The organism is Microcoleus sp. B3-D2 (assembly GCF_036705345.1).
Lineage (GTDB): Bacteria > Cyanobacteriota > Cyanobacteriia > Cyanobacteriales > Microcoleaceae > Microcoleus.
On record NZ_JAUBUG010000040.1, the window covers coordinates 1 to 6,366 of the forward strand.

At 45.8% G+C, this 6,366-nt stretch carries 7 protein-coding genes; all 7 read right to left on the reverse strand.

Translation table 11 applies throughout. The features are described from left to right. Positions 1-241: 241 nt before the first annotated feature. Positions 242-970: a CsgG/HfaB family protein gene (locus QUB14_RS16230; protein ID WP_333218108.1), complete on the reverse strand. Its 729-nt coding sequence runs from the start codon at positions 968-970 to the stop codon at positions 242-244. A gap of 12 nt (positions 971-982) precedes the next feature. Further along, positions 983-1,348, reverse strand: coding sequence for a DUF1823 family protein (locus QUB14_RS16235; RefSeq protein WP_333218107.1), 366 nt, complete (start codon positions 1,346-1,348; stop codon positions 983-985). A gap of 150 nt (positions 1,349-1,498) precedes the next feature. Next, on the reverse strand, positions 1,499-2,530 hold the full coding sequence (gene gap, locus QUB14_RS16240) for a type I glyceraldehyde-3-phosphate dehydrogenase (RefSeq protein ID WP_333218113.1): 1,032 nt from the start codon (positions 2,528-2,530) through the stop codon (positions 1,499-1,501). Between the two features lie 474 nt (positions 2,531-3,004). Then, positions 3,005-3,316 (reverse strand): P-II family nitrogen regulator, encoded by a 312-nt coding sequence (locus QUB14_RS16245; RefSeq protein ID WP_333218105.1) that lies wholly within the window; start codon positions 3,314-3,316, stop codon positions 3,005-3,007. Between the two features lies 1 nt (position 3,317). Beyond that, complete coding sequence (locus tag QUB14_RS16250; protein ID WP_333218103.1) at positions 3,318-4,289, reverse strand: sodium-dependent bicarbonate transport family permease; 972 nt, start codon at positions 4,287-4,289, stop codon at positions 3,318-3,320. A 204-nt stretch (positions 4,290-4,493) separates the two neighbouring features. Then, a complete protein-coding gene (locus QUB14_RS16255) occupies positions 4,494-5,228 on the reverse strand; it encodes a glutathione peroxidase (RefSeq protein WP_333218112.1) in 735 nt (244 codons plus the stop codon). A gap of 317 nt (positions 5,229-5,545) precedes the next feature. After that, the coding region (locus QUB14_RS16260) for a sulfotransferase (protein ID WP_333297246.1) at positions 5,546-6,366 on the reverse strand (821 nt) is incomplete at its 5' end.

Below are 6,366 nucleotides of genomic sequence, written 5' to 3' on the forward strand. Positions count from 1 at the left end.
TTGAGTTACCTCAGTAGACGTATTCTCTATGTTTACTTATTTTAACATAGTTTGGTTTTTTCTCACCGACTTACTTATTACTCCCTTTATGAAGGAGGCGATTGAAACCTTTTGACATCAAACTATACAAATAAAGTCTGCCGCAGTTTACGCCATACGACCTAGGCTCGGACCCGCTAAGAGATCAAGGGGATATTTAAGCCGGATTTGGTATCAGCATATTTGATATGATGGCTAATGGCTAACCTAATTTCTTAGATACTTCTGCCAGTTTAGTCACCATTTGGGATACGGCTTTGTCAACGGCCTCGCTCAAAAGTGAGTCTTCATTGCTATTGCTGGAATTGCCGCCCATACCCCTAACGGAAACATTAGAAGCGCTTTGATCCGCTTCTCCTACTGCTTTGGCAGTGGCAAGAATATCTCCCGAATCTGTACGGATTAACCGCACGTCTATTGGAACGGTAGCTTTGGTTTTTTGCGAACCTGCGCCGATTCCCCTGAAACTGCCACCGCCTGATTGTTTGTCGATATTAAACTTGGTAATGGTGCCGATGAGAACGGCGTCAACTCCTAATTCTTTGCCAATTTCGGCTGCTGTGCCGGCATCCATCGCGCCGCTGCGATTTTGGTGTTTGAGCACTTGTTCGAGTTTGCTACGATCGACTACTGTATAAGTGCCGTTGTTGACGAGTTCGTTGATTAGCAGTTCGCTGATGCCTTTGGCGGCGCCGACTCCCCTGTAGGAAGTGTAATAGGTGTTGGTTGTGCCGTAGTCGAAGTCCATGACGACGAGGCGTTTTTTGGCAGTTGCTTGGGCGAGTTGGGTTGGGGGTTGGGTGGTGGCTGGTGTGGCGATCACATTGACTGAAACGCCCGCTAGCATTAGGGTAGCGAGGGAAATGCTGGTTTTCCTGCCAAAAAATCTAATATCTCTGTACTCTAAGGTGGGCAAGAACCGCACAGCCATCCAAAATTGCTTTTACGCCCCAGATTCCATAAAACCCATCAACCAATTAGCCATCGTCGCCCTGCGAGTCTGCCTGGGCCCAAATTCTCCAATTTTATAGCCTTTAAACCCCAATTTTTCCTTCAGCAACTGCTTGTTTTCTGGAGGAGTCGATCGAGTCAATTTCACCGTCGCCGGCCTAGAATCGATAAAATCCGGCGGTTCCGGGTACTCTTGACGCCACTCGGGTGCAACACCTGCACTGTTCCACTTGCCACTCTCGGCATCGCAGCGGTAGCCCAGATACTGCCAAACTAATCGGTTGACTGCAGCATCGTCTATCTCTTCGTTGAGGATAGCCCAAATAGTTTCGTTATTCAGCGGTGGTAATTCAGACATGAGCGCGATCGAATCGGAAACAAAAAAAGTTTAACTCACATGAGGTACTATTCTCAGGAACGGGTACGCGAACCCGTTCCACAAAAAATCATAGGAATTTGTTTGTGGGGTGGACACGCGAGCCCGCCCAAAATGCCACCCCCCAAAAAATTAATTATTCAAAATTCCGTCTTTCTCGGCCATTGACAGCATCAAATCAATCACGCGGCTAGAATAACCCCACTCGTTGTCGTACCAAGAAACGACTTTGAAAAACTTAGAATTCAGTTCAATTCCCGCACCTGCATCGAAAATGCTCGATCGCGCGTCGCCCTGAAAATCTGTCGAAACCACCGCATCCTCAGTATATCCAAGAATGTTTTTGAGTTCGCCCTCCGAAGCTTTTTTCATTGCCTCGCAAATTTCTTTATAGCTAGTTTCCTTCGCCGTTTTGAAAGTAAGGTCAACTACAGACACGTCGGGAGTTGGCACGCGCAAAGCCATTCCAGTCAATTTTCCTTTCAATTCTGGCAACACCAAAGTAACAGCTTTTGCTGCACCAGTGGAAGAGGGAATAATATTTTGAGCCGCACCGCGTCCTCCCCGCCAATCTTTTTGGCTTGGGCCGTCTACAGTTGGTTGAGTAGCTGTCATTGCGTGAACTGTTGTCATTAAACCTTCTTCCAATCCGAAGTTATCGTTGATAACTTTGGCAATTGGTGCTAAACAATTCGTCGTACAGCTAGCATTAGAAACAACAGTATCTTTTGCCGGGTCAAATTTGTGGTGGTTGACGCCTACTAGATATGTTGGTACTTTTTCAGGATCTTTTGTCGGTGCTGAAAGTATTACTCGTTTTGCTCCCGCCGTCAAGTGTTTTGATGCGCCTTCAAAATCTGTAAACAATCCGGTAGATTCTACAACATAATCTGCGCCGGATTTACCCCAAGGCAATTCGGCAGGATTTCTAATCGCTGTACAGGGGATAAAATTTCCGTCAACGACAATCCCGTCTGGTTTGCTTTCAACTTCGCCGTCATAAATGCCGTGGGTAGAGTCGTATTTGAAAAGATAAGCCAGGTTGTCTGGCGAAACTAAGTCGTTAATGCCGACAAATTCGATGTTGGGGTTTTTGATGCCGGCACGCATGACTAGCCGTCCGATGCGACCAAATCCGTTGATGCCAACTTTTAATGCAGCCATGTTTAAACTCCTATTGAAAATATCGTTAGTCGATCGGGCGTTAGCGAAGCCCTCGAAGAGGATCGCCTGTTGTGGCTTAGAATTTACCACGCTAACGGATTTTTGCAACTGATTCTTTTCTATCTCTTAATAATTCTGAATTCTGCCCCAGGGAAGCGCAATTAATCCTGAAATGACCGCTGGCTAATGGCTGATGCCTGATGATTATAAACTGGTAAAAGTGCTATAAGAGACAGAAATTATTTTCCAACTCGCCTTTATTAAATCACGCTAAAGTAATTAGAAAAAACTTAGGCAAAACCAAAAATGGATTGGCCTTCTCACCAGCGGCTGTCGGGGGCCGAAGCCTAGGATTCAAGTCGCAGATAAGCGCAAAGACACGGCATTGCCGTGTCCTTACACATATGGCGTACAATCTATATGCAGCTCTACTTTTGCGAATTGGTACAATCACCAATCACTAAGGACTAATGACTACCCGACGCACCTAGTAATTAGCAATTCCACGGCATCGGAAATAAAACACGACCCACCAAATTTATTTAGCACTGGTCTAATGTTTTCTGCAACTGCTGAAACTTGAGCTGGTGAACAAAAAGCAAGCACATAAATGTTATCCAGCGCCGTCATTGATGAATTGCGGGAAACGTGATCCCTGGTGCTTTTTCCCGCGACATCACGAATCACCGAATAACCGGGTACGCCAGCTTTGTCTAAACCGTCTAAAATCTTGCCGAGTTCTACTGAGTGGGCTATGATTTCTACTCTTTTGACTGACTCCATCATCTCACCTCCAAAACATATTGATTCCGTATAGATACAGGGGAATGCCTACAATGATATTAAATGGAAATGTCACTGCTAAGGCAGTTGAAATGTAAAGACTTGGGTTCGCTTCGGGAACAGTTAGGCGCATTGCTGCTGGTACTGCTATATAAGAAGCACTCGCGCACAATACGGCAAACAGCAAAGTGTCTCCCTGCGGCATTCCGATTAATTTCGCTATTAGCAAAGCAATTACTGCGTTGACTATGGGAATTAGGATGGCAAAGCCGATCAGAAAAACTCCTGCTTCTTGCAAATCTTTAATTCTGCTGGCTGCAACCAGCCCCATGTCTAGCAAGAAAAAAGTCAAAACTCCGTAAAATAAATCTTGAGTAAACGGACTCATAACTTCCCAACCGTGTTCTCCTGTCATTATGCCCATAATTAGGCTGCCAATCAGTAGAAAAACTGAACTGTTTAGGAATGCTTCTTGCAACACTTCTGGCCAAACTATTTCGCGTTTTCCTTCTTCCCCGCCGAATACACTCACGAGGATTAGCCCGACTATAATTGCTGGGGATTCCATTAATGCTAGCGCGGCTACCATGTAACCGTCAAAGTCGATCCCCTGTGCTGTGAGGAAGGAGGTTGCGGTGATAAATGTGACGGCGCTGATAGAACCGTAGGTAGCTGCGATCGCGGCGGCATTGTAGGAGTCGAGTTTGATTCTCAGTATGAAAAAAGTATAAATGGGTACTAGCATTGACATCAGCATCGCTGCCAAAATTGTCAGGGCGACTTGCTGGTCAATTCCGCTTCTGGACAGTTCGACGCCGCCTTTAAATCCGATCGCAAACAGCAGGTACAGCGAAAACAGTTTGGGGATGGGCGCTGGAATTTCTAAATCAGATTTGAGAAAAATTGCCAGCATTCCCATGAAAAAAGCTAATATTGGGGGATTTAAGATATTTGACGCTACTAAACTCAAATCCACGATAGGTAACTCCCATTTCTTGCGTTTTTGATATTACTTCCCCAGTAATTGTGGCACGAGAATGGATCAATAGACCGATCGAACTTTGGACGCGCAAGCTCGATCGGGCTAAATACCCCCAAATACGGCAAAGGCGCACAGTACGCACCGTACAACGAGTAAGGTGTGGACTGTGCACCCGCAGGCTAAGTTATTGTTGTTTAACTAAGCAACTGCCAAATAAGACTCTAGGGCTTCGGAACCACCGATCAACTTGCCGTCGATAAATACTTGCGGCACAGTTGTAGCCCCAGTCATAGCCCGGAGCGATCGAGTTGTGATCTCCCGGCCCAAGACAATTTCTTCATAATCCAAGCCCTTTTGACTCAGCATTGCCTTAGCCTTAGCGCAGAAGGGACAGCCCATTTTTGTAAACAGCGAAACTACCTTCGGCTTGGGTGCTGCGGAGTTAATGTAGTTGAGCATCGTCTCGGCATCGGACACTTTGAAAGGATCGCCCGGTTCATCAGGCTCAATAAACATTTTTTCAACCACGCCATCTTTTACCAGCATCGAATAACGCCAAGACCGCTTGCCAAAGCCTAAATCTGTTTTGTCTACCAGCATTCCCATGCCTTCGGTAAATTCGCCGTTACCGTCGGGAATTAACGTCACATTGTCTGATTCTTGGTTTTTTGCCCATTCGTTCATCACAAAGGTGTCGTTGACGGAAATACAAACGATTTCATCTACGCCGTTTTCTTTGAAAACTTTGGCCAATTCGTTGTAACCCGGGAGGTGCGTTGACGAACAAGTGGGAGTAAAGGCTCCCGGCAGGGAGAACACTGCTACGGTTTTGCCTGCAAATATATCATCGGTGGTGACATCGACCCACTCGTTGTCTTTGCGAGTGCGAAAGGTGACTTTGGGTACTCTTTGACCTTCGTGGTTCGTCAGCATGATTTTAAATTTTTGGGTACTTGGGTTCAATTCCTTTGCTTACTTTAGCGTACTCATAACGAGTATGACTTGTCAAGGGTAGGCGGGTTTTTTCTCGGACTTGGGCGCGCGGGAATCAAAAACCCCGGTTTCTGCGCCATATCATGCGCGGTAAGTCCGACTTCACCCGCTCGCCACAGAGGCAATCATGGACGCACTCCGACCCAAGAAACCCGGTTTTTTCCTGAAAATACTTCGTTGGCACCCGGAGGTTCGGTAAAAAACCCGGTTTCTGACCACCCGTGCTTAAGTGCTGAAAGTAACAAAAAGAAAGTTTATTACCAATTAAAATTTGTGCTTAAATACTCCTCTAGCTGCTGATTGTAAGGTCGAAAATAATCCCTCAACCAATCGCGAACCGATTGATTGACCGGCTGGTAAGAACCGGGATTAGCATTTGGGTATTCAGACAATTGATATTCCGGCAAATCTAAGAATTCTAAAACTTGCTTGACAGTTGTCGCCGCACCTGCATAAAAATCTTCGCTTTTCAAAATTAACAACTGTTCTCGGGGAAAGAAAGCCCGCCAGTTTTTTATAAATTCTATGTACCTACCGCGAGCTAAATAATTCCCCGGTTCCTCGCCGATGATGTATTCTGGATTTTGATTCAACCGTTCAATTTCATCGCTAATTACTCGATCGAGCGATCGCGCTTCCCAATTTAAGTCAGTCAAGCGGTAGAATTGAGAAATCGCCCGATCGACCGGATTTCGCAAAAGTACAATCAGTTTAGCCTCTGGAAACAGGCTGTAGAGGCGTTCCGGTGCTTCCCGATAGTCAAAATAGCTCGGACTTGCTTCGCCAGTTACAAATTGCTCTCCCGAAGGCATTGGCGGAAAATGAGCCAAATACCAATCAATTCCTCTGTCAAAGTGCCACGAGAAAAAATCCATCTCCTTTTTAATCGGAGTCAAAATTTGCGGGTGTTCAGCTAAATAAGTATACAGAGAAGTCGTGCCGCACCGCTGAGAACCAATAATTATAAAGTTAGGAACTTTGACTGGTTTTAAGTTCCAATTTTGTGGAACAGGCATCTTGCCTGTATCTGATTGTGGAACAGGCATCTTGCCTGTATCTGATTGTGGAACAGGCATCT